23 protein-coding genes and 1 pseudogene are annotated in these 25,404 nt (G+C 69.8%); 4 read left to right on the top strand and 20 right to left on the bottom strand.

Features of this window, described 5'->3' with window-relative positions; genetic code table 11:
* Nucleotides 1–165: 165 nt before the first annotated feature.
* The 13 genes from KME78_RS57220 to KME78_RS57160 all read right to left on the bottom strand — a co-directional run bounded on the left by KME78_RS57220 (nt 166) and on the right by KME78_RS57160 (nt 12,615).
* Entirely contained in the window at nt 166–684 is a 519-nt protein-coding gene (locus KME78_RS57220; protein WP_219538473.1) for an adenine phosphoribosyltransferase, read from the bottom strand.
* A 216-nt stretch (nt 685–900) separates the two neighbouring features.
* On the bottom strand, nt 901–1,893 hold the full coding sequence (secF, locus tag KME78_RS57215; RefSeq protein ID WP_219538472.1) for a protein translocase subunit SecF: 993 nt from the start codon (nt 1,891–1,893) through the stop codon (nt 901–903).
* Nucleotide 1,894: 1 nt separating this feature from the next.
* Entirely contained in the window at nt 1,895–3,709 is a 1,815-nt protein-coding gene (gene secD / locus KME78_RS57210; RefSeq protein WP_308127536.1) for a protein translocase subunit SecD, read from the bottom strand.
* A gap of 42 nt (nt 3,710–3,751) precedes the next feature.
* Entirely contained in the window at nt 3,752–4,183 is a 432-nt protein-coding gene (yajC, locus tag KME78_RS57205; RefSeq protein ID WP_246654776.1) for a preprotein translocase subunit YajC, read from the bottom strand.
* Nucleotides 4,184–4,401: 218 nt separating this feature from the next.
* A complete protein-coding gene (ruvB, locus tag KME78_RS57200) occupies nt 4,402–5,433 on the bottom strand; it encodes a Holliday junction branch migration DNA helicase RuvB (protein ID WP_219538469.1) in 1,032 nt (343 codons plus the stop codon).
* Between the two features lie 37 nt (nt 5,434–5,470).
* Nucleotides 5,471–6,076 carry a Holliday junction branch migration protein RuvA gene (gene ruvA / locus KME78_RS57195; RefSeq protein WP_219538467.1) on the bottom strand — a complete coding sequence of 202 codons (606 nt, stop codon included), beginning with the start codon at nt 6,074–6,076 and terminating at the stop codon, nt 5,471–5,473.
* Nucleotides 6,073–6,675 carry a crossover junction endodeoxyribonuclease RuvC gene (gene ruvC, locus KME78_RS57190; protein WP_308127535.1) on the bottom strand — a complete coding sequence of 201 codons (603 nt, stop codon included), beginning with the start codon at nt 6,673–6,675 and terminating at the stop codon, nt 6,073–6,075. Before ruvC ends, ruvA begins: the two co-directional genes overlap by 4 nt.
* Nucleotides 6,676–6,823: 148 nt before the next feature.
* The gene (locus KME78_RS57185; protein WP_308127534.1) at nt 6,824–7,981 is read right to left on the bottom strand and encodes a GNAT family N-acetyltransferase; all 1,158 of its coding nucleotides are present in this window, start codon (nt 7,979–7,981) and stop codon (nt 6,824–6,826) included.
* Nucleotides 7,982–7,992: 11 nt separating this feature from the next.
* Nucleotides 7,993–9,633 carry a hypothetical protein gene (locus KME78_RS57180; RefSeq protein ID WP_219538466.1) on the bottom strand — a complete coding sequence of 547 codons (1,641 nt, stop codon included), beginning with the start codon at nt 9,631–9,633 and terminating at the stop codon, nt 7,993–7,995.
* A 41-nt stretch (nt 9,634–9,674) separates the two neighbouring features.
* A complete protein-coding gene (locus KME78_RS57175) occupies nt 9,675–10,427 on the bottom strand; it encodes a YebC/PmpR family DNA-binding transcriptional regulator (protein WP_219538464.1) in 753 nt (250 codons plus the stop codon).
* Nucleotides 10,428–10,430: 3 nt separating this feature from the next.
* On the bottom strand, nt 10,431–11,009 hold the full coding sequence (gene pdxT / locus KME78_RS57170) for a pyridoxal 5'-phosphate synthase glutaminase subunit PdxT (protein WP_219538462.1): 579 nt from the start codon (nt 11,007–11,009) through the stop codon (nt 10,431–10,433).
* A 77-nt stretch (nt 11,010–11,086) separates the two neighbouring features.
* Complete coding sequence (locus KME78_RS57165; protein ID WP_219538460.1) at nt 11,087–11,350, bottom strand: hypothetical protein; 264 nt, start codon at nt 11,348–11,350, stop codon at nt 11,087–11,089.
* On the bottom strand, nt 11,347–12,615 hold the full coding sequence (locus tag KME78_RS57160; protein ID WP_308127533.1) for an RNA-guided endonuclease InsQ/TnpB family protein: 1,269 nt from the start codon (nt 12,613–12,615) through the stop codon (nt 11,347–11,349). Before KME78_RS57160 ends, KME78_RS57165 begins: the two co-directional genes overlap by 4 nt.
* Before the next feature lie 23 nt (nt 12,616–12,638).
* On the opposite strand from KME78_RS57160, the gene tnpA reads away from it, so the two are divergent.
* The gene (tnpA, locus tag KME78_RS57155; protein WP_219538458.1) at nt 12,639–13,067 is read left to right on the top strand and encodes an IS200/IS605 family transposase; all 429 of its coding nucleotides are present in this window, start codon (nt 12,639–12,641) and stop codon (nt 13,065–13,067) included.
* A 209-nt stretch (nt 13,068–13,276) separates the two neighbouring features.
* Here tnpA and KME78_RS57150 read toward each other — a convergent pair whose 3' ends face one another.
* The 7 genes from KME78_RS57150 to pgsA all read right to left on the bottom strand — a co-directional run bounded on the left by KME78_RS57150 (nt 13,277) and on the right by pgsA (nt 20,810).
* On the bottom strand, nt 13,277–14,959 hold the full coding sequence (locus KME78_RS57150) for an alkaline phosphatase D family protein (RefSeq protein ID WP_219538457.1): 1,683 nt from the start codon (nt 14,957–14,959) through the stop codon (nt 13,277–13,279).
* Between the two features lie 554 nt (nt 14,960–15,513).
* Complete coding sequence (gene pdxS, locus KME78_RS57145; protein ID WP_308127532.1) at nt 15,514–16,434, bottom strand: pyridoxal 5'-phosphate synthase lyase subunit PdxS; 921 nt, start codon at nt 16,432–16,434, stop codon at nt 15,514–15,516.
* A 108-nt stretch (nt 16,435–16,542) separates the two neighbouring features.
* Nucleotides 16,543–17,550, bottom strand: coding sequence for a DUF3048 domain-containing protein (locus tag KME78_RS57140; RefSeq protein WP_219538455.1), 1,008 nt, complete (start codon nt 17,548–17,550; stop codon nt 16,543–16,545).
* Nucleotides 17,551–17,627: 77 nt separating this feature from the next.
* Complete coding sequence (locus KME78_RS57135; protein WP_308127531.1) at nt 17,628–18,170, bottom strand: LemA family protein; 543 nt, start codon at nt 18,168–18,170, stop codon at nt 17,628–17,630.
* On the bottom strand, nt 18,167–19,297 hold the full coding sequence (locus KME78_RS57130; RefSeq protein WP_219538453.1) for a glycosyltransferase family 4 protein: 1,131 nt from the start codon (nt 19,295–19,297) through the stop codon (nt 18,167–18,169). Before KME78_RS57130 ends, KME78_RS57135 begins: the two co-directional genes overlap by 4 nt.
* Nucleotides 19,294–20,202 carry a phosphatidylinositol mannoside acyltransferase gene (locus tag KME78_RS57125; RefSeq protein WP_219538451.1) on the bottom strand — a complete coding sequence of 303 codons (909 nt, stop codon included), beginning with the start codon at nt 20,200–20,202 and terminating at the stop codon, nt 19,294–19,296. Before KME78_RS57125 ends, KME78_RS57130 begins: the two co-directional genes overlap by 4 nt.
* Nucleotides 20,199–20,810, bottom strand: a complete 612-nt coding sequence (pgsA, locus tag KME78_RS57120; protein WP_219538450.1) for a phosphatidylinositol phosphate synthase — start codon at nt 20,808–20,810, stop codon at nt 20,199–20,201. The genes KME78_RS57125 and pgsA overlap by 4 nt, the downstream gene beginning before the upstream one ends.
* A 166-nt stretch (nt 20,811–20,976) precedes the next feature.
* Between pgsA and KME78_RS57115 the strand changes: the two genes are divergently transcribed.
* The 3 genes and pseudogenes from KME78_RS57115 to KME78_RS57105 all read left to right on the top strand — a co-directional run.
* Nucleotides 20,977–23,115, top strand: coding sequence for an elongation factor G-like protein EF-G2 (locus KME78_RS57115; protein WP_219538449.1), 2,139 nt, complete (start codon nt 20,977–20,979; stop codon nt 23,113–23,115).
* 128 nt (nt 23,116–23,243) lie between these two features.
* Complete coding sequence (locus tag KME78_RS57110; protein ID WP_219538448.1) at nt 23,244–24,845, top strand: glycoside hydrolase family 10-like protein; 1,602 nt, start codon at nt 23,244–23,246, stop codon at nt 24,843–24,845.
* A 95-nt stretch (nt 24,846–24,940) separates the two neighbouring features.
* Nucleotides 24,941–25,404, top strand: a pseudogene (locus KME78_RS57105) (hypothetical protein); the annotation flags it as partial.

The raw sequence follows: 25,404 nt of genomic DNA, 5'->3' as shown, positions 1-25,404 counted from the left end.
CCAAACCGCCGTCGACGCACCGCTGGAGCGCCGGGCGCCGTCTCGGCATTCCCTGCGTCAGTTGCGTCGGGCACGACCACATCGCGGGGCACACAGACTCCTTACCTTCGAGTCCAGGCCCCCCAGTGTATCCAGGTGAGAAACCTGGCCTGTCTCGGGGCGGGCTCAGACGATCACAAGGGAGCGCAAATCCACTCCCGCAAGACGCTCGCGTCCTTTGAGAAAGGCCAGCTCCATCAGCACGGCGACGCCGACGACCTCGGCTCCGGCCCTGCGTACCAGCTCCACGGTCGCCTCCGCCGTGCCGCCGGTGGCGAGCACGTCGTCGACGATGAGCACCCTGTCGCCTTCGGTGAAGGCGTCGCGGTGCACCTCGATGGTCGCGGAGCCGTACTCCAGATCGTAGGACTCCTCAAGGGTTTCGGAGGGCAGTTTGCCCTTCTTTCTGATGGGCACGAATCCAGCCCCCGCCCGGTAGGCCACCGGAGCGGCCAGAATGAAGCCCCTGGCCTCGATTCCGACGATCTTGTCCACATCGTACGCGCCGGCCAGTTCGTCGACCACGGCCGTGAAGACCGCCGGGTCGGCCAGCAGCGGGGTGATGTCCTTGAACATGACTCCCGGCTGGGGATAGTCGGGCACATCCCTGATGCGGTCGCAGATCAACGAGCTCAGATCGCTCATGACGGCACTCCTTCGGTTGACCGCCGGGCGGTCGCTGATTCCCACGACTGACGGCCTCCATGATGGCCCATCCCGGGCACCACCGGCGCCGGGTGGGGTCTTAGTGGCATTCACCCGGTTATGTCCGCCTCTGTGAGGGCCCTCAGGGCCTCTACAGAGCGACGCCCCCTCCCTGGTGGGCGGGGGCGTCGTTCGTGCGCGTACGGGCCGTGTGGGCTAGCCCTTGGCCGTCGCCGCCTTCTTGCCGCCCTTGGCGACCTTGGGGCCGGTGGAGGCGAGCCGCTTGGCGATGGCCTGGTACTTCGGCTCCCGCTCCTTCAGCGTCACCAGCAGCGGCGTGGCCACGCACAGCGAGGAGTAGGTGCCGACGATCATGCCGACGAACAGCGCCAGCGACAGGTCCTTCAGCGTGCCCGCGCCGAGCAGCGTGGTGCCGATGAACAGGATCGCCGCCACCGGCAGGATCGCGACCAGCGAGGTGTTGAGGGATCGGATCAGCGTGTGGTTGAGGGCGTTGTTGGCCGCCATCGAGTAGGTCTGCTTCGACGCGCTGCCCAGCTTGGCCGTGACTTCCTTGATCATGTCGAACACCACGACCGCGTCGTAGAGCGAGTAACCGAGGATGGTCAGGAAGCCGAGCAGCGTCGCGGGCGTGACCTCGAAGCCCGACCAGGCGTAGACGCCCGCCGTGATGACGAGGTCGTGGATGAGCGCGACGATCGCGGCCAGCGCCATCTTCGGCTCGAACGCCATCGACAGGTACAGGATGATCGCCAGCATGAAGACGCCCAGGCCCATCCACGCCTTCTGCGACACCTCGCCGCCCCAGGACGCGCCGATCGACTGGATGTCGACGTCCTTGACCGCGACGCCGTAGTCCTTCGAGATGGCGTTCTGGACCTTGGTCACCTCACCCTCGTCGAGGGTCTCGGTGGTGACCCGCCAGCGGTCACCGGCCGTCTGCACGATCGGCTGGTGCACGCCCTCCTCGAGGAAGGTGTCGCGGACCTGCACCACGGAGCTGCTCTGCGGCGCCTTGAAGGAGAAGACCGACCCGCCCTTGAACTCCACGCCGAGGTTGAGCCCGTTGATGAGCAGCCCGGCGAGGGACACGATCAGCAGGAAGCCGGAAAGGCTGTACCAGAGCTTCCAGCGGCCGACGAAGTCAACGTCGATCTCGCCGCGGTAGAGGCGACGCCCCAGTCCCATGTCAGGCCTCCTGCGGGGTGGTCGTACGGCCGGTGGTGTGGCCAGGGTCTTCCCTCATGCGCTCGGCGTCGAGGCCGGACAGCGGGTGCCCCTTGGCGAAGAACTTGAGCTTGGCCAGCACCGCGATGAACGGCTTCGTGAACAGGAACACCACCACGATGTCGATCAGCGTGGTCAGGCCCATCGCGAACGCGAACCCGGCCACACCGCCCACGGCGAGCACGTACAGCACGACCGCGGCGATGAACATGACGGCGTCGGCGATCAGGATCGTGCGCCGCGCACGGACCCAGGCCACCTCGACGGCCGCGCGTAGCGTCCGCCGCCCTTCCTTCATCTCATCACGTATGCGTTCGAAGTACACGATGAAGGAGTCGGCGGTGATGCCGATCGAGACCACCAGGCCGATGATGTGCGGCAGCGACAGCCGGAACCCGGCGTTGTGACCGAGCACGACCACGGTCGTGTAGGTGAGGATCGTGGCGACCACGAGGCTGAGCACGGCGACGATGCCGAGGCCGCGGTAGTACAGCAAGCAGTAGAGGACCACGAGGGCCAGACCGAAGGCGCCGGAGATCAGACCGCCCATGAGCTGGTCCTGGCCGAGCGTCGAGGACACGGTGTCGATCGAGCTGCGGGTGAACTTCAGCGGCAGCGCGCCGTACTTGAGCTGGTCGGCCAGCTCGGTGGCGCTCTGCTGGGTGAAGCCGCCGGTGATCTCGGCGCGGCCGCCCGGGATCGGGCCGATGATGTTGGGCGCGGTGATCACGACGCCGTCGAGGACGACGGCGACCTGGTTGCGCGGCGCCTGCGAGTTGAAGGCGGTGGAGGTCAGCTTGCTCCACGCGCTCGCGCCCTGGCTCTTGAAGTCGAGCTGGACGAGCCACTGGGTGGTGCCCTGCTGGACACCGGCGCTGGCCGTGCTGATGTCGGTGCCGACGACCTTGGCCACGTCGAGCACGTACTTGAGGCTGCCGTCGGACTCACAGGCGGCGAACTGCTTGGCCGGGTCGTCCTGGACGCCCTGGCCGCGGTTCTTCGGGTCGCTGCAGTCGAGCTTGTTGAACTGCGCGAGCACGTCCTTGTCGATGCCCTGGGTGTTGATCGTCGCGCTGGGGTCCTGCGTGGGCTGGCCGCTCGACGTCGGGGTGGGCGTCGGGGTGGCCTTGCCGTCCTTGGACTCCTTGGTCTCCTTGGCCTTCGGCGTCTCCTTGGCCTTCGGCGTGGCAGCCGCCGACGGGGTGGCCGACGGCGCGACCAGCGCGGACGACAGAGCCTTGCCCGTGGGCGACGTGCTGGGCTTCGGGGCCCCCGCCGACTGGGACGTGGACGGCTTGGCCGACTGCGTGGGCGCGGAGGACGGGGCCGTGGAGGCCGTGGAGGACGGCGAGGTGCCCGGCTTGGGCGCCTCGGTGGCGAGCTCCTGCGGAGCCTGCGTGGCCGCCATGGCGAGCACCTGGCGGAAGCGGAGCTCCGCTGTGGTGCCGACCAGCTTGATGACCTCCTCCTGACCCGCGCCCGGAACGGAGATGATGATGTTGTCGCCTGACTTGGCGACCTCCGCGTCGGAGATGCCGGTGCCGTTGACCCGGTCGCGGATGATGTTCACCGCGCGGTCAAGGATCTCCTCGGGCGGAGCGGCACCGTTCTGGGTCACCGGTGAGAGAGTCACCGTCGTGCCGCCGGCGAGGTCGAGCCCCAGCTTCGGCGTGAACGCCTTCTGCAGGAACATCGTCCCGCCCAGGGCGATGATGAGCGCCAGCAGCACCAGGAGCGTTCGCCCCGGTCGGCTGTGGCGGCTGGTCGGTCGGGCCACTGGTCGTCAGTCTTTCGGGTAGGGGTTTGAGGCAGAGCCTAGTCAGGACTGCTTGGAGCTGGAGCCCTTGCCGCCGTCGCGCTCCACGGTCGGCTCGGTCTCGTCGCGGGGGGTGTCGTCCTTGTCGTCGACCTTGGCCTCGTGGGTGGCCGTGTCGTCACCGGCGGCGTCCACCACGGGCTCGTCATCGAGGGGCTCGTCAGCCGGGGCGTCGCCGGGGGTGACGACGCGCCCGATGGCGGCCTTCACCCATCGGGTCTCGATCCCGGGAGCGACCTCAAGAACCACATCCTCATTCTCTACTGCGACCACGGTGGCGAACAGGCCAGTCGTCGTCATGACCCGAGCACCCGGCGCCAGTGAGTTCTGCATGGCGGTCGCCTCTTGCTGGCGCTTGCGCTGGGGGCGGATCAGCAAGAAGTAGAACACCACCACCAGAAGGATCAGCGGCAGGATGCTTCCGAGTTGTCCCATGTCCATAAGGAGCGACCTTCCATTGTCGTACAAGAAGTTGACACCGGCCTCGCGCCGGAAATTCCGTGCGTAACGTCGGGGCCGCGCCGCTCAGCCCGTCAGCCTACACAGCCAGCCAAGCCACGGAGTGTAGGCCGTTGTTGCGAAACGCGGCAACGAGGCAGCGTTTCGGCGCGCGGGGAAGTTCCCATATTGAAACGGTTGCAACCGTTCTGTGATCAGTCGAAAAGCGTCGCTCCGAAGGCGTCGGGCGGCGGTGTCATCCCGAGATGGTGCCAGGCCGCGGCGGTGGCGACCCGGCCGCGCGGGGTCCTGGCCAGCAGTCCTTGGCGTACGAGGAAGGGTTCGGCCACCACTTCGACGGTCTCCGGCTCCTCGCCGACGGCCACGGCGAGCGTGGACAGGCCGACGGGGCCGCCGCCGAACTTGCGCAGCAGCACCCCGAGCACCGCCCGGTCGAGCCGATCGAGCCCTTCGGCGTCGACTTCGTACAGATTGAGGGCAGCGGAGGCGATGTCACGGTCGATGACGCCGTCCGCGCGGACGTCGGCGAAGTCGCGGACCCGGCGCAGCAGGCGGTTGGCGATGCGGGGCGTGCCACGCGAGCGCCGGGCGATCTCGTGCGCGCCCTCGCCGGGCAGCGTCACGTCGAGCAGCCTGGCCGAGCGGTAGAGGACCCGCTCCAGCTCCTCGACCTCGTAGAAGTCCATGTGCGCGGTGAAGCCGAACCGGTCGCGCAGCGGCGCGGGCAGCAGCCCGGCCCTGGTGGTGGCGCCGACCAGGGTGAACGGCGCGATCTCGAGCGGGATCGCGGTGGCTCCCGGGCCCTTGCCGACGATGATGTCGACCCGGAAGTCCTCCATCGCGAGATAGAGCATCTCCTCGGCGGGGCGGGCCATCCGATGGATCTCGTCGATGAACAGCACCTCGCCCTCGGCCAGCGTCGACAGGATGGCCGCTAGGTCACCGGCCCGCTCCAGGGCCGGCCCTGACGTGATGCGGAGCGGAGCGCTCAACTCGGCTGCGATGATCATAGCCAGTGTCGTCTTGCCCAGACCCGGCGAACCGTTCATCAGCACGTGATCCGGCGGCCGATTGCGCCGCATGGCGCTCTCCAGCACCAGCGACAGCTGCTCCCGCACCCGCGCCTGGCCGATGAACTCGCTCAGCCGCTTGGGCCGCAGCGCCGCCTCGATCTGCACCTCGTCGCCCTCGGCGTCGGGTGACACGAGATCACGCTCGAGGCTCACGCCGCCACCTCCCACCGCGATGACCGGGCCGGCCCGCTCATCGCGCGCTGCTCAGCGAGCGCAGGGCGGACTTCAGCAGGACGGCGATCTGCGGGTCGTCACCGGCCTCCGGCTCGATGACGGCGATGGCCTCGTCGGCGTCCTTGCTGGAGTAGCCCAGCCCCACCAGCCCCGAGTGGACCTGATCGCGCCAGGCCGCCACCCGCCGGCCGCCGTTGAGTGCCGCGTCGACCACCTCGTCGGGGGTGCCGAGCCGGTCCTTGAGCTCCAGGACGATGCGCTGGGCGCCCTTCTGGCCGATGCCCGGCACCTGGGTGAGCGCCTTGAGGTCGGCGGCGGCGACGGCCACGCGCAGCGCGTTGGGCGAGTGGACGGCGAGCATGGCCAGTGCCAGCTTGGGGCCGACGCCGCTGGCCGTCTGGAGCAGCTCGAAGACGGTGCGCTCGTCGGCGGTGGCGAAGCCGAAGAGGGTGAGCGACTCCTCGCGCACCACCAGCGACGTGGCCAGCCGCGCCTCCTCGCCGACCCTGAGCGTGGCCAGGGTGGCGGGTGTGCAGTGGGTGAGGATGCCGACCCCGCCGACCTCGATCACCGCACCGTAGGGGGCGATCGCCGTCACCTGCCCGGCCACCGACGCGATCACAGCGCCACGTCCTTCCGTGTCGTACGGGCCGATGCGGCGCGGCCCTGCGTCTTGGCCTTGGCCACGGCCTCGGCCAGGCGGTCCTGGGTCTTCGCCTTGGCCATGGCCTCGGCCAGGCGGTGCTGGGCCCCGCCGCGCCACACGTGGCAGATGGCCAGGGCGAGCGCGTCGGCGGCGTCGGCGGGCTTGGGCATCTCGCTGAGCCGCAGCAGGCGGGTCACCATGGTGCCGATCTGCTTCTTGTCGGCGGTGCCGCTGCCGGTGATCGCGGCCTTGACCTCGGACGGGGTGTGGAGCGCGACGGGCAGGCCGCGCCTGGCCGCGCACAGGACCGCGATGCCCGCCGCCTGGGCGGTGCCCATGACGGTGCGGACGTTGTGCTGGCTGAACACCCGCTCGACCGCCACCGCGTCGGGGCGCACGTCGTCGAGCCACTGCTCGATGCCGGCCTCGATGCCGACCAGCCGGGCGCCCAGCTCCTCGTCGGCGCCGGTGCGCACCACCCCGACGGCCACCAGGGACAGCGGCGCCCCCGGCCGCCCTTCGACCGCGCCCAGGCCGCACCGGGTCAGCCCCGGATCGACGCCCATCACCCGCACCGGCCTGCCTCCCCGCGCCGCCGAACATCTGTTCGGCACGAGACTCTACCCCGGCTGACGTGCCCGCGCATCGGGAAACGCCCTGCCGGACCGCCGAACGAGGGCGGACCGGCGGACGGGGTCCGGCCGGTGGACGGGGGCGGGCCCGTCAGAAGTAGTCCAGCATGTACGGCTTGGCGGCGAAGGCGGCGTCGAGCAGCTCGTCGTACCGCTCATGCCCGGACATGAGGCCACTGCGCCGCAGCGTGGCCGCCGGGATCCCGGCGTACAGCGCGGAGAAGCCGTTGATCGACAGCACCGGCCCGGACGCCGCCGAGTCCCCGAGCGGGGTGGCGGCCCCGGCGCCGCCGGAGAACTCCAGCCGCCAGCGCCCCGTGTTGCCCGGCCGCAGCCGGTCGGCCACCTCGACGACCGCGTCACCGGCGACGACGGCCGGATATCCCCTGCGCTCCACGGCCGCCGCCACATCGAGCACCCGGGACATCCACCGCACCAGCTCGACCTGCTCCGTCGACCGCTCGCGCAGCAGCCACAGCACCGGGTCGTCGGGCGCGACACTGGCGGTGACGTGCTCGGCCATCGACGAGGCGGAGCCCACCAGCGACCACAGCGCCCTGGAGGTCTCCTCGGAGCCGGCGACGAGGTTGTCGACCTCGATGTCCTGGCCTTGCCAGCGGTAGATGACGTAGCCGTCCTGCGCCAGGTAGAGGAAGTCGTTCTCCGACTCGAGCAGGCGGCCCCAGGTGCGCTCGTCGCACGAAACGGGGCCGGAGGCGCGCGCGGCGCCGTGTGCCTGCCGCAGCACGGAGACCAGCTCCGCCGCGTCGCCGGGGCCCATCCTGCGCAGCTTGACCTCGCCGGACGGCGGGATCGTGCGCAGCGACTCGGCCCGGAGCCTGACGCGGTGCCGCGCTCCCGCGTGCTCGTAGCCGGCCGAGCGGTACAGGGGCGTGGTCGCCGGGTAGAGCGCGGACACGGCGTCGCCGAGGGCGACGGCCCGCTCCACGGTGGCCCGCATGAGCCGGCCGCCGATGCCCTTGCCGCGGTCCTCCGGGTTGACGGTGACGGCCGCGACGCCGGCCATGGGCTGCGGCTTGCCGTGCCACCACTGGGTGAACGGGCGCAGCCGCGCGGCCGCGACGAGCCTGGGGCCGTCGAAGACGCCCACATAGCGGCCCTCGGTCAGCGCGGGCAGCGTCCCCTGGCGCCAGCGTTCCCGATCGGCGGCCGGGATCGGGCCGAAGGCGCGCATGCGAAGGTCGAGAACGGCGTCGAGGTCGTCGGAGGTCACATCACGGATGTCCACGGACCCCCAATTTACGCAGGGGGCGCATCCTCCCGCGAACCGCCCACGGTGATGGCGAGCCGGTCGAGGTAGAGCAGCTGCGCGGCCACGAGGCCGATCAGGGCGACGGCGACCACGGCCAGCGGCGTGGCCAGGCCGATGTCGGGCCACGTCGCGCCGTAGCTGGAGGCTGTCGTCCGGGTGAGCAGCGTGACCGGCGCGGTGGCCAGGCCGGGATCCTGGGCGACCAGCAGGGGCCACAGGAGGTCATGGCCGTTCACCAGCGTGACGGCCAGGGCGAGGATGCCGGCCATCGGCAGTGAGGGCAGCACCACGCCGCTCAGGAAGTCCTTGTCGGTGCGCGCGGCCAGCCCCTTGCACAGCAGCGTCAGGATCAGCAGGGCGGGCACGCTGACCAGGATCGGCTGGATGAGGGCGACGAAGGAGTCGATCAGGCCCATGCTGCGGATGAGGCGCCAGTCGGCGACGCTCAGCGGGCCGATCCCGACGAACAGCCAGGGGGCGAAGGCGAGCAGCAGCCATTCACTCCTGCGGCCCAGGGGTCGCAGGCCGCCGATGCCGAGCGCCCCCAGGTAGGCGACACCCACCGAGACCAGCGCGCCGATGAGGGCGGGCGCCCAGGTGTTGACGACGGTACGCAGCCCGGACGGCGCCGCGGATCCCGCCTGGACGGGGGCGAACAGCGCCGAAAGCCACGGCCAGGTCAGAACGAGCCCGACGGCCGCGAAGACGACCAGCGCCACCACGCCGACGATCACCTTCGAACCGGAGCCGGGCCGGGTCGCATCGGGGTTCCGCACGCTCTCGCGAGGCACGATCGTGATGCGCATGCCGCTCGCCGCCGCCACGCAGACCGCGGCGATCCCCAGGACGCCCAGGATCACCCCGATGACGGTCGCCACCGTGGCGCCCAGCCCGATCCTGACCACCATGAACGTGTAGGTGTACTGGACGAGGCTCAGCGTCTGCGTGGACCCGTTGGGCCCGCCGTGCGTCATGGCCAGCCCGATCGAGAACGTCTGCAGCCCGGCGGCGACCATCGCCAGCGCGACGAGCGCCCCCACGGCGAGCATGGCCGTGGAGACGGTGCCGCCGCGCAGCGCGGGCAGGAACACCATCGTCGCCAGCGCGCAGACCACGCCGAAGGTGGCGGCGGCGGTGACGAGCTGGAGCGTCACCGGCGCCGTGGCGGGATCGCGCAACCCTTCGGCCAGCGTGGCCAGGCCGGACGCGTCCGGCCTCAGCCCGCCCATCCAGGAGATCGCCACGGCCACCGGGGAGAACGTCACCAGGGCGAGGGACAGCACGATCCGCCCGGCCCGCCTGGGCAGACCGCCCGACCGGTCCAGCGCCAGCGCGAGCAGCGGCCCCACCACCACGGCCACCAGCAGCGGCATGACCGCCAAGGAGAGCGTGAAGACCAGTGCCTTCCAGAACGCACCCTCGCCCAGCACCTGGCCGAAGTTGGCGAACCCCACGAAGCTGCTCGGGCCGGTGATCCCGACCGACTGGAGGCTGAGCAGGATCGTCTGGACGGTGGGCAGGACCAAGGAGATCAGCGTGCCCAGCAGCGCCGGCAGAACAAGCAGCCAGCCCAGGGCCGGAGACGCGAAGCCGGCAGAGGTCTCGGTAGGGGTACGGGGGGAGGTCACGACGCCCGACCCTACAGCGGACTCCGTTCAGGCGTGAACGCTCACGCCTCCAGCTTCTCCATGATCTCGTCGGAGACGTCGAAGTTGGCGAAGACGTTCTGCACGTCGTCGCTGTCCTCGAGCGCGTCGATGAGGCGGAAGACCTTCTTGGCGCCGTCCTCGTCGAGCTGCACGCTCATCGTGGGCAGGAAGCTCGACTCGGCGGAGTCGTAGTCGATGCCCGCCTCCTGGAGCGCCTTGCGCACCGGCACCAGGTCGCCGGCCTCGGACACGACCTCGAAGGAGTCGCCCAGGTCGTTGACCTCCTCGGCGCCCGCCTCCAGCACGGCCGCCAGCACGTCGTCCTCGTCGAGCCCTTCCTTGGGCACGAGCACGACGCCCTTGCGGTTGAACATGTAGGACACCGAGTTGGGGTCGGCCAGCGAGCCGCCGTTACGGGTGAGCGCGACGCGCACCTCGGAGGCCGCGCGGTTGCGGTTGTCGGTGAGGCACTCGATGAGCACCGCGACGCCGCCGGGCGCGTAGCCCTCGTACATGATGGTCTGCCAGTCGGCGCCGCCCGCCTCCAGGCCGCCTCCGCGCTTGCGGGCCCGCTCGATGTTGTCGTTGGGCACGGAGTTCTTCTTGGCCTTGAAGATGGCGTCGAAGAGCGTCGGGTTGGCGTCCGGATCGGGGCCGCCGGTCCTGGCCGCCACCTCGATGTTCTTGATGAGCTTCGCGAACAGCTTGCCGCGCTTGGCGTCGAGCGCGGCCTTCTTGTGCTTCGTCGTCGCCCATTTGGAGTGGCCGGACATTACCTAGAGCTCCCTCAGCATGTCTACGAAGTAACGGTGCACGCGCGTGTCACCCGTCAGCTCAGGGTGAAACGAGGTCGCGAGCAGCGGTCCTTGTCGGACCGCGACGATCCTATCCCCAGGCTCGGCGATGCCCAGCACTTCGACGTCCGCGCCGACCGATTCGACCCAGGGGGCCCGGATGAAGATGGCGTGCACCGGCTCGCCGGCGAAGTCGAGATCGGCCTCGAAGGAGTCGACCTGGCGACCGAACGCGTTGCGCCTGACGACCATGTCGATGCCGCCGATGGTCTGCTGACCGTCGACGCCGTCCTCGATCCGGTCGGCCAGCATGATCATGCCGGCGCAGGAGCCGTACGCGGGCATGCCCTCCTTGATCCGCATCCGCAGCGGGTCGAGCAGGTCGAAGGTGTCGGCCAGCTTCCACATCGTGGTCGATTCGCCACCGGGGATGACCAGGCCGTCGACCGCGTCCAGCTCGGCGGGCCGGCGTACGGCGATGGCCGACGCGCCGGCCTCCTGGAGCATGCGCACATGCTCGCGCACGCTTCCCTGGAGAGCGAGTACACCGATCGTGGGCACGGTGAATCCTTCCGTCCGGATGCGGGTTTCGGACAATTCAACACCAGGACCGCCTCGGATCTTCCTACGGGGCGCGATCAGCCGACCGTGGCGGCCTCCTGGACCGCGATGTCGTCCACGCGGGCCAGGGCGCTGAGGTGGTGGCGCCGGGCGTACAGGATGGCCATGCCGATCAGGCAGCAGAGGGCGCCGACCGCGTACGGCACCGGGGCGCCGAGCTCCTCGCCCAGCTTGGTGGCGATGAACGGAGTGAAGGCGAGGATCGTGAAGAAGGCGAAGTTTTGAACTCCTCCCCGGTCTGAAGTGAAGGCCGGAGATTCTCCCGTCTGCGTCGCGGTCAAGCGGCGTGCGGGGGTTGACGCTTCGCTGACCGGGCAGTCCCGAGGTCTCCACGTCCTGACACCGCAGTTCCTGCGGCGTTGTGAATGTTGATCGCGGCGTTGGTGTCGGCGTGGCCGGTCCACCCGCACGCGAGGTTGACGCAGGAGAAGCGGGTGCCGTCGCGGGAGGCCGCGTCGCGGTGCCCGCACCGGTGGCAGGTCTGCGAGGTGCCTGGGGCGGGGACCTTCATTACCAGCCCGCCGCGATCATGGGTTTTGTACTCGAGCAGGGTGACTGTTCGGCCCCATGCCTCGCTGGTGATGGCGCGGTTGAGCCCTGCCTTCTGTCTCACGTTCCGGCCGGGTTGTTCGATCGTGCCCTTGGCCGAGCGGACCATGTTCACAATCGTCAGATCCTCCACCACGAGCACGCTGAAGGTATCGGCGAGTTCGGTGGTGGTCTGGTGCTGCCAGTTGACCGCTCGGCGCTTGGCTGTCGCGCGGAGCCTGGCCATCTGGTCGTAGGTGCGCATCAGCCGATGCGAGGTCCGCTGTCCGGGGGTACGGGCTGCGCGCTGGCGGGCGGATTTCTTCTCCAGGCGGCGCAGATGTTCACGCTCACCACGCGTGAGCCAGGGGCCGTGCTCACGCGTGGTCCCGTCCGACAACGCCAATGCGACGGTGATCCCCCGGTCGATCCCCACGCTCGGACCGGGATGGGCGGCCATCACCGCGGCGGCCATGGTCTCGGTCCGGAACACGATCTGCCAGCCGAAGGCGTCCTTGACCAGCCGGGCTCCGGTGATCCGCCCGGCCGGGCCGCCCTGGGTGACGCCGGGCAGGTCTTTGGTCCACCGAAACCGCACCCGCCCGACCTTGGGCAGATTGACCGCACCCCACCGCCGGTTGACCCGCTTGATCTGCAGGTCGCGGGCCTGAGGCACATCGACGGCAGGCCGGGACCGGAACCGGGCTTTGAACGTCGGGCGTCCGGCGGGGTGATCAGGGTTGAAGAAGTTCACCCACGCCTGCCGATAGGTCTTCAACACCGCCTGAGCCGCCTGGGCGGGCAGCTGGCCCATCCAGTCGATCTCCCGGCGAGCCGCCCGGATCGCCTCGTCGCACTCCTTCAACCCCGCCAGCCGGCCCTGCCGGAAAGTGACGTACTCGTGCAGCAGGTTCCACAGCGCGCGGGCGGCGTGCGCCTGCCCGTCCAACACCGCCACCTGGGCCGCGCTCAACTCCAGACGAGCCACCTGCGCCCGCGCCTGCTTCACCTTCTCCACACCGTGATCGTATCGTTTGGTTTATGTCACCGAGATGGAAACCGAACCCCGAAGTGCGCACGGGACGGCACGTCGTCCACACCCTCCACGCCCATTTGGTGTTCATCACCAAATATCGGCACGGCGCCCTCACCGACCCAATGCTCATCCGATGCGAACAGATCATGCGGGACGTCTGCGCCGACTTCGAGGCCGAACTACACGCGTTCAACGGCGAAGACGACCACGTCCACCTGCTAATCCACTATCCACCCAAAGTCGCCCTGTCCAAGCTGGTCAACTCACTCAAGGGAGTCTCGGCTCGGATACTGCGCAAAGAGTTCAATGCCCACGTCCGCACGCACACCTCGGGTGACCATTTCTGGTCCGGCTCCTACTTCGCCACATCCGTCGGCGAAGCCCCACTGACCGCGCTCAAGCAGTACATCGAGCAGCAGAAACAACCGACCTGATCGACGCAGACACTGGTCCACCCGGCGGCGAATCAACAGACCTTGCTCCGCCACGCGGGATAGCCCGCTTCACCCTCCCGGTCCGAAGGCCGGAGCCCTACGGGGTAGGACTGCGCGGTGAAGGCCGTGATGGACAGGCCGCCGTGGGCCAGGGCTTGGATGGCGCGCTGAGCGCGGCGGCGCCCTCACGGACGCCGCCTTTCCGGGGGTTACGGGCGTTCGGTCTCCAGGCGGACGGTCTCGTCCACCGTGACGCGCCGTGCGAGCACGGACGGGTCGAGCGGGCGCAGGTACGTCTGCTTCACGCCGGGCACGCGGTCCTCGACCACGAACGTCGCCCTGGTGTACGCCTCCGCGCCGGGCTCGCGCAGGTGCGGCACCACCTTGAAGTCCGCGGTGATCGCGTCACGCTCGATCTTCGTCAGCACGTAGCCGCGCTGGTTGTTGTAGAACTTCAGGTGCGGGTTGATGGCCAGGAACGGGTGCGTGGCCGGGTCGGAGTCGGCGCCGTCGCCGCCGGTGGAGATCGAGGTGGCCACCAGTTCGGAGCCCACCGTCGGGCCGGTCGGGTCGTCGTAGTTCAGCTTGAGGTCGCTGGCCCAGTGCGCGTGCACGTCGCCGGTCAGCACGACCGGGTTGCGTACCTTGGCGTCGATCCAGCCCTGCGTGATCCGCTGGCGCGAGGCGACGTAGCCGTCCCAGGCGTCCATGCTGGTGACCTTGGCCGGGCCGGCGTTGTTGTCACGCTGGGCGAAGAACACCTGCTGGCCGATGATGTCCCACTGGGCCCGTGACTTGTGGAAGCCGTCGACCAGCCATTCCTCCTGGGCGGCCCCGGTGATCGACCTGCTCGGGTCGACGGCGGCCGGGCAGTCCTTGTAGCCGTCGCCGCAGCCCTGGTCGTCGCGGTACTGGCGGGTGTCGAGCATGTGGAAGCTGGCCATCCTGCCCCAGCGCACCCGCCGGTAGAGCTGCATGTCGATGCCGCGCGGGATGGAGGTGCGGCGCAGCGGCATGTTCTCGTAGTAGGCCCGGAAGGCGGCCTCGCGGCGCTGCAGGAAGGTCGGCTGGTCCTCGGCGTGCTCCGGGATCTCGTCGGCCCAGTTGTTGTCCACCTCGTGGTCGTCGAAGACGACCAGCCAGGGGGCGGCGGCGTGGGCGGCCTGCAGGTCGGGGTCGGCCTTGTACTGGGCGTGGCGCTGGCGGTAGTTGGCCAGGGTGACCGTCTCGGGGCCCTCGTGGTTCCGGACGTTGCCACCGGGGATGTTGTAGGTGTTCTTGGTGTATTCGTACTGGTAGTCGCCCAGGTGCAGGATCAGGTCCGGGTGCTCCTCGGCCAGCCTGCGGTACGAGGTGAAGTAACCGTGCTCGTACTGGGCGCAGGAGACGAACGCCATCGACAGGGCGCCGCCGTACGACAGGGGGTGCGGGGCGGTCTTGGCCCGGCCGACGGGCGAGATGTACGGGCCGACGCGGAAGCGGTACCAGTACTCGCGGTCGGAGCTGAGATGATCGGCCTCGACGTGGATGGCGTGCCCCCATTCGTGAGCGGCCACGGCCACGCCGCTACGGACCACCCGGCGGCACCTCTCGTCGGAGTAGATCTGCCACAGCACGGGGAACGGCCGCTGCGGCATACCGCCGAAACCGTCCTCGGCCAGCGGCTGCTGGGCCAGGCGGGTCCAGAGCACGAAGCCCTCGTGGTCCGGGTCGCCGCTGGCGACGCCGAGCGTGAACGGGTCGGTCGTCAGGCCGCGCGAGGCCAGGCTCTGGGCGGTCTCGGCGGCGGGGTCCTTGACGGGGTCGGCGTTCGCGGAGGTGGCCGGGATGGCCGCGGCGGCGCCCGCGGTTAACCCGGCGACGAGGAAGTGACGGCGGTTGAGCTTGGACAAGGGGGGCTCCTGGGGAGGTTGGCGAGGGGACGTCTCGTAACCTGACGGAGGATCATGACGCCCCGGTGAACACCACCTAACACGAAAAAGACGACATCCTTCACGGATATCGCCCCATTCGGAACTTTCCGCCGTCCCGGCGGCGCCCCCCGGCGTCCTAGATCATCTCACCCCACGCCCCTGCGGCCTGCGACGACGCGCCGGGACAGGTGCGCGTCGCCGCAGAGGACGCACCCGGCGTGGCCGCGTCGCCCACGCGAAGACAGGGCGGGCGACGCGGCGAGAGAAACGGGCGCGCCTCACGCCACGGGCGGACGCCGCCCGCCTGCGGCACGCAAGAGCGCCGGGGCGCATCGCACGCGCCGGCGCAGCGCACACCTGGGTGCCCGCCTGCGGCACGAAGCCCGAAGGGGTGCGTCGCGCGACGGCGCACGGCAAACGCGGGTGCCCGACCTGCGGCATGAGACCCGTAGGTCGTACCCGACCGCGCACGACAGACGCGCCCCCCGTCAGAGGGGCGCGTCGTCGCTCATGCCAAGAGCCGGAAGGCCCTGCTACCAGCCGCGCTCGGCGAGGCGGTGCGGCTGCGGGATGTCGTCGACGTTGATGCCGACCATCGCCTCGCCCAGCCCGCGCGAGACCTTGGCGATGACGTCCGGGTCGTCATAGAACGTCGTGGCCTTGACGATGGCCGCCGCGCGCTTGGCTGGGTCGCCCGACTTGAAGATGCCGGAGCCGACGAACACGCCCTCGGCGCCGAGCTGCATCATCATCGCCGCGTCGGCCGGGGTGGCGATGCCGCCCGCGGTGAACAGCACGACGGGCAGCTTGCCGCCGCGGGCCACCTCGGCGACCAGCTCGTACGGCGCCTGCAGCTCCTTGGCGGCGACGTACAGCTCGTCCTCGGGCAGCGAGGTGAGCCGCTTGATCTCGCCGCGGATCGTCCGCATGTGGGTGACCGCGTTGGACACGTCGCCGGTGCCGGCCTCGCCCTTGGAGCGGATCATGGCCGCGCCCTCGGTGATGCGGCGCAGGGCCTCACCCAGGTTCGTCGCGCCGCACACGAAGGGCACGGTGAACTGCCACTTGTCGATGTGGTTGGCGTAGTCGGCCGGGGTCAGGACCTCGGACTCGTCGACGTAGTCGACGCCCAGGGCCTGCAGCACGCGGGCCTCGGTGAAGTGGCCGATGCGGGCCTTGGCCATGACCGGGATCGACACCGCGGCGATGATGCCGTCGATCATGTCGGGGTCGCTCATCCGGGAAACGCCGCCCTGCGCGCGGATGTCGGCGGGCACGCGCTCCAGGGCCATCACGGCGACGGCGCCGGCGTCTTCGGCGATCTTCGCCTGCTCGGGGGTGACGACGTCCATGATGACGCCGCCCTTGAGCATCTCGGCCATGCCGCGCTTGACGCGCGCAGTTCCGGTGACGGGGGTGTTTTCGGGCGTGCTGGACACGACGGTCTTCCTCACAAAGGCGAACGGTAAGTTATCAAGCCCATGGTAGGTCCTGAAGACCTCTCTCCTGACACACCACGATGTCAGGATTTATCAAGGCTCTTGTACATCTAGGTGCGGTTTTCAGGGGATGACGGGCTTGCGGCTGGCGAGCGCGACCCAGACCTGGCCGGGCGCGAAGTTCATCGGCTCGCCACTCTCCGTGGTGAACGTCGTACCGCTCTCCTCGGATTTCCGCTCCCACTTCGCCTTGTACGCCTTGCCGTCGCGCAGCACCACCGCCGTGCCCGTGCCGACGCTGCGCACCAGGGGCGTGTAGCTCTGGTTCTTGTCGTGGAACTGGGAGCGCTCGGTCTTGGTGTACTGGACGACGATCGTGGGCGCGCCGAGCTGGCCGCCCTCCGCCGCCATGTCCTTCTTGCCGTCCTGCCAGATCAGCCACTTCTTGTCCGCCTCGGACCAGCCGAAGGTGAAGCGCGCCGCGGGCCACTTGACGGTGTACGACTTCTTGTCCACGCCGCCGTCGGCCGGGGCGTCGCCGAAGGTGAAGCCGATGTCCTTGGCCTTGTCGGCGCCCGGCGCCCGCGACAGCAGCTTCTTGGTGGTGGCGAACAGGTTGTACGGGGCGAAGCGGCCCGGCTGGCGGAAGAAGGCGCCCGGGTTGCGGGTGTCGCCGACGTCGTACAGCGAGGCCTTGGCCATGAACGGCAGCATCAGCGACTGTACGCCCGAGTAGGCGAAGGCCGGCTTGCCGAACTGCGGCACGATGTGCAGGTCGGAGATGCGGGCGCTGCGCACGGGCCCCACCTTGGCCGGCAGCTTCGAGGAGAAGACGGCCATCAAACGGGTCAGACCAGCCTCGACCTGCTCGATGTAGACGATGTCCGCGCTCTTGAGCCCGAGCTGGGGCTTGCCGGCCGCGGTGTTCTCGATCTTCACGGCGAGCACCGGCTTGGCGCTCCCCTCCATCGGCAGTCCGGTGAAGGGATGGGTCTTGCCCGCCTCTTCCGTGGGCTCCTCGGTCGGGGAAGCCGTGGCCGCCTGGGGCGCCTTGCCCGCGGCGGGCTCGTCCGACGAGCAGGCCGCGACCGGCAGCAGGACAGCCGCCCCGGCCAGCGTCACGGTAATCATCCGAGGTAGCCGCACCTGTGTACTCCTCCGCATGGGCCAAGAAACGGAAGAAGCCTACCGGCGGTCTCCAAATTAGGTCATTCAGTTGCCATAGTCGCGGGCGGATTGTCATCAATCTCGAAGAATTGCGGGTATTCGGTGTGCCCGGCCAGGCGAAGGACTCTCGCGAGCCAGCGCCGCTGGGCCGTACGGGTGACTCCCACGGCGCTGTTGTAGAAGCGGCGCGAGTAGACGACCTTGGCCACGGCCGCGCCGAGCTCTTCGAGCAGGGCCTGGCCGCCGGGCGACTCCGACAGCTTCTCGGTGAAGCGCTCCTGGTCGACGACGGCGCGCAGCGTGCCCGACAGGTCGCTCTCGGCGTGCTCGCGATCCTCGGGCCCGGCCATCCTGGCCTCGTGCGCCGCCGCGGCCAGCACCAGCGAGGTCGCCGGGTCGAGCAGCCGGGAGCCGGCCAGCTCCAGCACGACGGCCCTGCGCCGCATGAGCGCGGCGTCGAGCGCTTCGTGGGCCAGCTCCAGCCGGATGTGCATCCGGTCGAGGCGGCCCGCCCGCCACGAGATGTAGACGGCCGTGAGCACCACGACGAGGCCCGCGATCAGCACGATCATGGTCGGGGTCACAGATCTTCCTCCACGCCGCCCGCACCGCCGGACGTCACCGTCTCGTAGACCCGGACCACGTCACGGGCGACCGTCGACCAGTCGTACTTGCCGACCGCGACCAGCGCCTCCTCGGCCAGCTTGGCGCGGCGCTCCGGGGCGTCGAGCAGCGCGGCCGCCTCGCGGGCCAGCGAGGCCGGGTCGCCGTTGGTGAACAGCGCGCCCGCCTGGCCCTCGCCCAGCACCCGGCGGAAGGCGGGGATGTCGCTGGCCAGCACGGTCGCGCCAGAGGCCATGGCCTCCGCCAGCACGATGCCGAAGCTCTCACCCCGGGTGTTGGGCGCGCAGAACACGTCGACCGAGTGGTAGGCGCGGATCTTGTCGGCCTCGCTCACCTGGCCGAGCACGGTGACCCGGTCGTGCAGCGCCTTGGGCACCCGATCGTAGACGTCCTTGGCGTCGCCCGGACCGGCGATGAGCAGCTTGAGCCCCGGGCGTTCGGCCGCCAGCGGCTTGAAGGCGTCCAGCAGGATCGGCAGGCCCTTGCGCTCCTCGTCCATCCGGCCGAGGAAGCCGAGCGTGGCGCCGTCGGGCCCCCACCCGTCGAGCGGCTCCGCGTGCGCGTAGCGGCTGACGGTGACGCCGTTGGGGATCAGCACGGTGTCGCCGCCGAACTGCTCGACCAGGCTCTTGCGGGCCGCGTCGGAGACCGCGATGCGGCCGCTGAGCTTCTCCAGCGCGCTGCGCAGCAGCGGCTCGGCCACCGCGATGGCCCGCGAACGCGTCCAGGAGGCGTGGAAGGTGGCCACGATCGGCCCCTTGGCCGCCCAGCAGGCCAGCACGCCCAGGCTCGGCACCAGCGGCTCATGGATGTGCAGCACGTCGAAGCCGCCGTCACGCACCCAGCGCCGCACCCGGGCCGCCGAGATGAAGCCGAACGACATCCTGGCCACCGACCCGTTGTACGGCACCGGGATGGCCCGGCCGGCACCCGTCACGTACGGCGGGAGCTCCTCGTCGTCGGCGGCCGGCGCGATGACGGAGACGTCGTGCTCCTGCGCGATCAGTGCCTGCGCCAGGTCGTCGATGTGCTGTTTGACCCCGCCGGGCATGTCCCAGGAGTAGGGACAGACGATGCCGACCTTCATCTGGCCAGGTCCTCCAGCCAGAGCCGCTGCAGCATGTGCCAGTCCTCCGGGTGCTCGGAGATGCCCTTCTCGAAGACGTCCGTCAGGCGCTGCGCCACGATCGCGACCTTCTCCTGCCTGGTGCCCTCCTCGGGCACGGGGATCTCCTCGTGGATGTCGATCCCCCAGTCGTCACCGTGGAAGTAGACAGTGGCGGGCAGCAGCGCCGCCCCGGTCTGCACGGCCAGCAGCGGCGGCCCCGCGGGCACCTTGGTGGCCGAGCCGAAGAAGCGCACCTCGATGCCGCTCTTGGTCAGGTCGCGCTCGGCCGGCAGGCAGACGACGCCGCCCCGCCGTACGCGCGTGGCCAGGGTGCCGAAATTGTGGCCGTCGCCGCCCGTGAGCGGCAGCACCTCCATGCCCAGCCCCTCGCGGAAGGCGACATAGCGGCGGAACAGCGACTCGGGCTTGAGCCGCTCCGCGACGGTGGCGAACGGATGGCCCACGCCCACCAGCCACGCGCCGGCCTGGTCCCAGTTGCCCATGTGCGGCAGCGCCAGCACCACCCCGCGCCCGGCGGCCACCGTGTCGTGGATGTGCTCGGCGCCGGTCACGTGCGTGCGGCGGACGATGTCCTCGCGGCGCATCGACGGCAGCCGGAACACCTCGTGGAAGTAGCGGAAGTAGGAGCGCATGCCCGCCCTGCTCAGCTCGCGCAGCTCGCGGCTGTCGGGGTCGAGCCCGGTCACCCTGGCCAGATTGGACTCCAGGCGGCGTACGGACCGGCCGCGCCTGCGCCACACCCGGTCGGCCAGGAGACTGAAGGCCCCGGCGGTCGCGCGCTGGGGCAGCAGCGGGACCAATTTCCAGCCGGCCGCGAACCCCGCGGCGACGACGCGATCGGTGACGGACGTCTTCTGGCTCATCGCTCCCCAGCCTGCCTCGTCTGCCCGTGAACGTGGACCACCCGCTGCACCACCGTGATCGCGCCGGCGATCGCCAGCAGCCACATCCCGGCGGGGAGGACGTACGGCACGCCGAGCCCGGCGAAGAAGGTGGCCACCAGCGCGACGACCAGGCGCTCCGGCCGCTCGGCCAGCCCCACGTCACAGGTGAGCCCGAGCCCCTCCGCCCTGGCCTTGGCGTAGGACACCAGGGCCCCGGCGACCAGGCCGGCCAGCGTCACCGCGGCCATCAGCGTGTCGTGCTTCGAGATGAAGTAAAGAATCAGCCCGCAGAAGATGGCGGCGTCGGCCACCCGGTCGAGGGTGGAGTCGAGGAACGCGCCCCAGGTGCTGCCCCCCTTGCCGCCGAGCCGGGCCACCAGGCCGTCGAGCAGATCGAACAGCACGAACACCGTGATCAGCAGGGCACCCCACGACAACTGGCCCAGAGGCAGGAAGAGCAGGGCGCAGACGACGGTGCCGATCGTGCCGATCGCCGTGACGACGTTCGGGCCGATCCCGCGGGCGGCCAGTGCCCTGCCCAGCGGGGTGAGTATCCGGGTCATGGCCGGGCGCAGGAGTTTCAGCATCGCCGTCTGATCGTAGGCCATTAACGAGCCGACGACTTTCTTTGCCCCATCCCCCTTGTGATATTCGCCACAGGGGTATTTGGTGAACACACCGCGTCCATGCGGTTTCTGTCCCCTCGCTCGGGCGCGGCGTTGGCAACCTCAACCGACGACGCGGGAGGCGAATGTGGCAGAGAAGAACCCTGGCCAAGCCATGGGAGCCGCGGGCAGGGCACCAGCGGCCGACAGGGCGGATGCGATACGCAATGTCGTGCTGGTCGGCCACTCAGGAGCGGGTAAGACAACCCTCGTCGAGCAGCTGCTGGCCGCGACCGGCACGATCCAGCGGGCCGGCCGGGTGGAGGACGGCAACACGGTCAGCGACTTCGACGAGGTGGAGGTGCGGCAGCAGCGCTCGGTGAACCTGTCGGTCGCGCCGCTGGTGCACAACAGCATCAAGATCAATCTTCTGGACACCCCCGGTTACGCCGACTTCGTGGGCGACCTGCGCGCCGGGCTGCGCGCGGCTGACGCCGCCCTCTTCGTCGTGTCGGCCTCGGAGGGCATCGACGGGCTCACCCAGATGCTGTGGGAGGAGTGCAGCCAGGTCGGCATGCCCAGAGCCGTCGTGATCACCAAGATCGACCACCAGCGGGCCGACTTCGACGAGGTCCTCGCCACCTGCCAGGACATCTTCGGCGACGGCGTGGCCCCCCTCTACCTGCCGGTGATCACCAACGGGCACGTGAACGGCCTGATCGGGCTGCTGTCGCAGAAGTTCTACAACTACGCCACGGGCACGCGCACCGAGAAGGACCCGGGCACCGAGTACCAGGCGCAGATCGAGGAGCACCGCGGTGTCCTGATCGAGGGCATCATCCAGGAGAGCGAAGACGAGTCGCTCATGGAGCGCTACCTCGAAGGCGAGCCGATCGACACCAAGGTCCTCATCGAGGACCTCGAGAAGGCCGTCGCGCGGGGCAGCTTCTTCCCCGTGCTCTGCAGCGGCATCGGCGTGGGCGCCCAAGAGGTGCTCGAACTCATGACGCAGGGCTTCCCCTCCCCGCTCGAACACCCGATGCCGGAGATCACCTCCCTGGACGGCAAACCCGTCAAGGGCATCGCCTGCGACCCCGACGGCCCGCTGGTCGCCGAGGTCGTCAAGACCACCAGCGACCCGTACGTGGGCCGCATCAGCCTGGTGCGCATCTTCTCCGGCTCCCTGCGCCCTGACATGACCGTGCACGTGTCCGGGCACGGCCTGGCCGAGCGCGGGCACGAGGACCACGACGTCGACGAGCGCATCGGGACCCTCACCTGCCCGCTGGGCAAGCAGCAGCGCAGCGCCGCCAAGGGCGTGGCGGGCGACATCATCGCCGTGGCCAAGCTCTCCCGGGCCGAGACGGGCGACACGCTGTCGGAGGTGGACAAGCCCCTGCTCATGACGGCGTGGGAGACGCCCGAGCCGCTGCTCCCCGTCGCCATCCAGGCCAGGTCCAAGGCCGACGAGGACAAGCTGTCGCAGGCGCTGGGCCGCCTGGTGGCCGAGGATCCGACGCTCCGGCTGGAGAACAACGCCGAGACCCGGCAGCTCGTCCTGTGGTGCATGGGCGAGGCCCACACCGACGTGCTGCTCGACCGGCTGTCCAAGCGGCACGGCGTCGAGGTCGAGCGCGTCGACCTGCGGGTGCCGCTGCGTGAGACGTTCGGCGGCAGGTGCCAGGCGATGGGCCGCAACGTCAAGCAGACGGGCGGTCACGGCCAGTTCGCGATCTGCCATCTGGAAGTCGAGCCCCTGCCCTCCGGCGGGGGTTTCGAGTTCGTGGACAAGATCGTCGGCGGTGTGGTGCCCAGGCAGTTCATCCCGTCGGTGGAGAAGGGCGTACGGGCCCAGATGGAGCGGGGCGTGGTCGCCGGCTACCCGATGGTGGACGTGCGCGTCACGCTGTACGACGGCAAGGCGCACTCGGTCGACTCCTCCGACATGGCCTTCCAGATCGCCGGGCAGCTGGCGCTCAAGGAGGCCGCGTCAAAGGTGCCGACGCTGCTGCTGGAGCCGGTCGACGAGCTGTCGGTGCTGGTGGCCGACGACTACGTGGGCTCGGTGATGTCGGATCTGTCGTCGCGGCGCGGCCGGGTGCTCGGCACCGAGCCGGTGGGCACGGGACGTACCCTGGTCAAGGCGGAGGTGCCCGAGCTGGAGATCACCCGCTACGCGATCGACCTGCGGTCCATGTCGCACGGCACCGGCACCTTCCAGCGCGCGTTCCTGCGCTATGAGCCGCTGCCGACGCACGTGGCCGACAAGGTCGCCACCGGGGACTGACGGCCGATCCGGGCCGGGAGGAGCGCCGTCCCTCCCGGCCCAGCCGTCACTTTCAGCACAAGAACATCACGAATAGATTTCTTTTTTTTGACCAAAGCACGTCAGAGGCAATGCCAAACTGAAGCATCATGCGAACCGGACGCCCTCTCATCGCTGCTGCCGCCCTCGCCACCGTCACAGCCGGCGCCGCCTACCTCTTCGGCCCGGGAGCCCAACAGACGCCCGCGGCGACCGCCTCGGCCTCGACCGGCTCGTCCGGCACGAAGACGGCGGGCACGAAGACGGCGGGCACCGCGCGGGCGAAGACCTCCTGCACCGCCGACGCCCGCTACCCCAAGCGCCAGCTGCGCGGCGTCTGGATCGCCACGGTCAAGAACATCGACTGGCCCTCGCGCACCGGCCTTCCCGTGGCCAAGCAGCAGGCCGAGTACGTCAGGCTGCTCGACGCGGCCGTCAAGCGCCGCTTCAACGCGGTCTTCGTCCAGGTGCGGCCGGCCTCCGACGCGCTCTACCGGTCCTCGATCGAGCCGTGGACGCAGTATCTGACCGGCACACCCGGCAAGGACCCGGGCTGGGACCCGCTGCCGTTCCTCATCGACGAGGCCCACAAGCGCGGCCTGGAGTTCCACGCCTGGTTCAACCCCTACCGCGCCGCCTATGACGCCGACACGGCCAAGCTGCCCGCCGGCCACCCGGCCCGCCAGCACCCTGGCTGGACCGTCAAGTACGACGGCCGTCTCTACTTCAACCCCGGCCTGCCGCAGGTCCGCGAGCACGTCACCAAGGTCGTCACCGATGTGGTGAAGCGTTACGACGTCGATGGGGTGCACTTCGACGACTACTTCTACCCGTATCCGGGCGAGGGCGGCGTGTTCAACGACGCGGCCGCCTTTACAAAGTATGGTGACGGCGCGAAGCTGGCCGACTGGCGGCGCGGCAACGTCGACAAGCTGATCGCCCAGGTCGACGCGGCCGTGCACGCGACCAAGAAGTACGTCAAGTTCGGGGTGAGCCCGTTCGGCATCTGGCGCAACAAGTCGGACGATCCGACGGGCTCCAGCACCTCCGGCATGTCGGCCTATGACTCGATTTATGCGGATGCGCGGCATTGGATCAAGTCGGGCACGGTCGACTACATCATGCCGCAGCTCTACTGGTCGCGCGGCTTCCGGCTGGCCGACTACCGGGCCCTGGTGCCCTGGTGGAACAACGAGGTCAAGGGCACCGGCGTCGACCTCTACATCGGCCAGGCCCTCTACCGGGTGGGCACCACGGACGACAAGGCCTGGACCAAGCCGGGCGAGCTGGCCGCCCATCTGACGCTCAACCGCGATTACAAGCAGGTCGACGGCGATGTCTTCTTCAGCGCCGCCCAGCTGCTCAGCAACCCGCTGAGCGCCATCGACCGCCTGGCCAAGGACCACTACACCCGCCCGGCTCTGCTGCCGCTCATCAAGGACCGCGGCGGCGTCGCCCCGGCCAAGCCCGCCGCGGCCAAGGCGGCCGGCGCCGTCATCTCGTGGAACGCGAGCCAGGGCGCCCGCTCGTACGCGGTCTACCAGGTCCCGAAGTCGGGCCAGGACTGCCGGTCCACCGACGCCCGCAATCTCGTGGCCGTCGTCACATCACCCACATTCACCACGAAGACCCCGGGCACCTACCTGGTGACCTCCCTCGACCGCCTCCAGAACGAGAGCGAGCCCGCCAAGGTGACGGTCGCCCCGGTCTGACAGGCTGGTGCCGAACGGTCTCGCCACCCACGGCGAGGTGAGACGATGCTGCGGACGGTAGCCGTAGATCGTAGGGGGACATTCCCGTGAGGCGCGTGCTGGTCGTGTTGGCGACTCTCCTGCTGGTAGGGGGGTTCGCCCAGGCGGGGCAGGCCGAGGACGGTGGCGGGCGGGTGGCGCTCGTCGGCGTTCCGGGGCTCCACTGGAACGACATCACTCCGAACGACACGCCCAACCTGTGGCGGCTCGCCGGTGCCAGCGCGATCGGGTCGCTGTCCGTACGCACGGTCGGCGGCCTGACCTGCCCCTACGACGGGTGGCTCACCGTGTCGGCGGGCACCAGGTCGGCCGCCGGCTACAGCTGCGGCGTGCCCCCGACGCCGGAGGCGCGCGGCGACGGCGCCGTCATCCCCGACTACCGCTACCTCATCGACGTGGCGGGCCAGCGCAACGCGGGCACGCTCGGCGAGGCCCTCAAGGCCGCGGGCAAGTGCTCGGTCGCGGTCGGCCCCGGCGCCGCGCTGGCGCTGGCCGACCGCGCCGACATGGTCTCCAGCCT

The organism is Nonomuraea guangzhouensis (assembly GCF_019396345.1).
Taxonomy (GTDB): domain Bacteria; phylum Actinomycetota; class Actinomycetes; order Streptosporangiales; family Streptosporangiaceae; genus Nonomuraea; species Nonomuraea guangzhouensis.
Note: the sequence above shows the minus strand (reverse complement) of the source record. Positions and strands in the feature narration are given on the sequence as shown.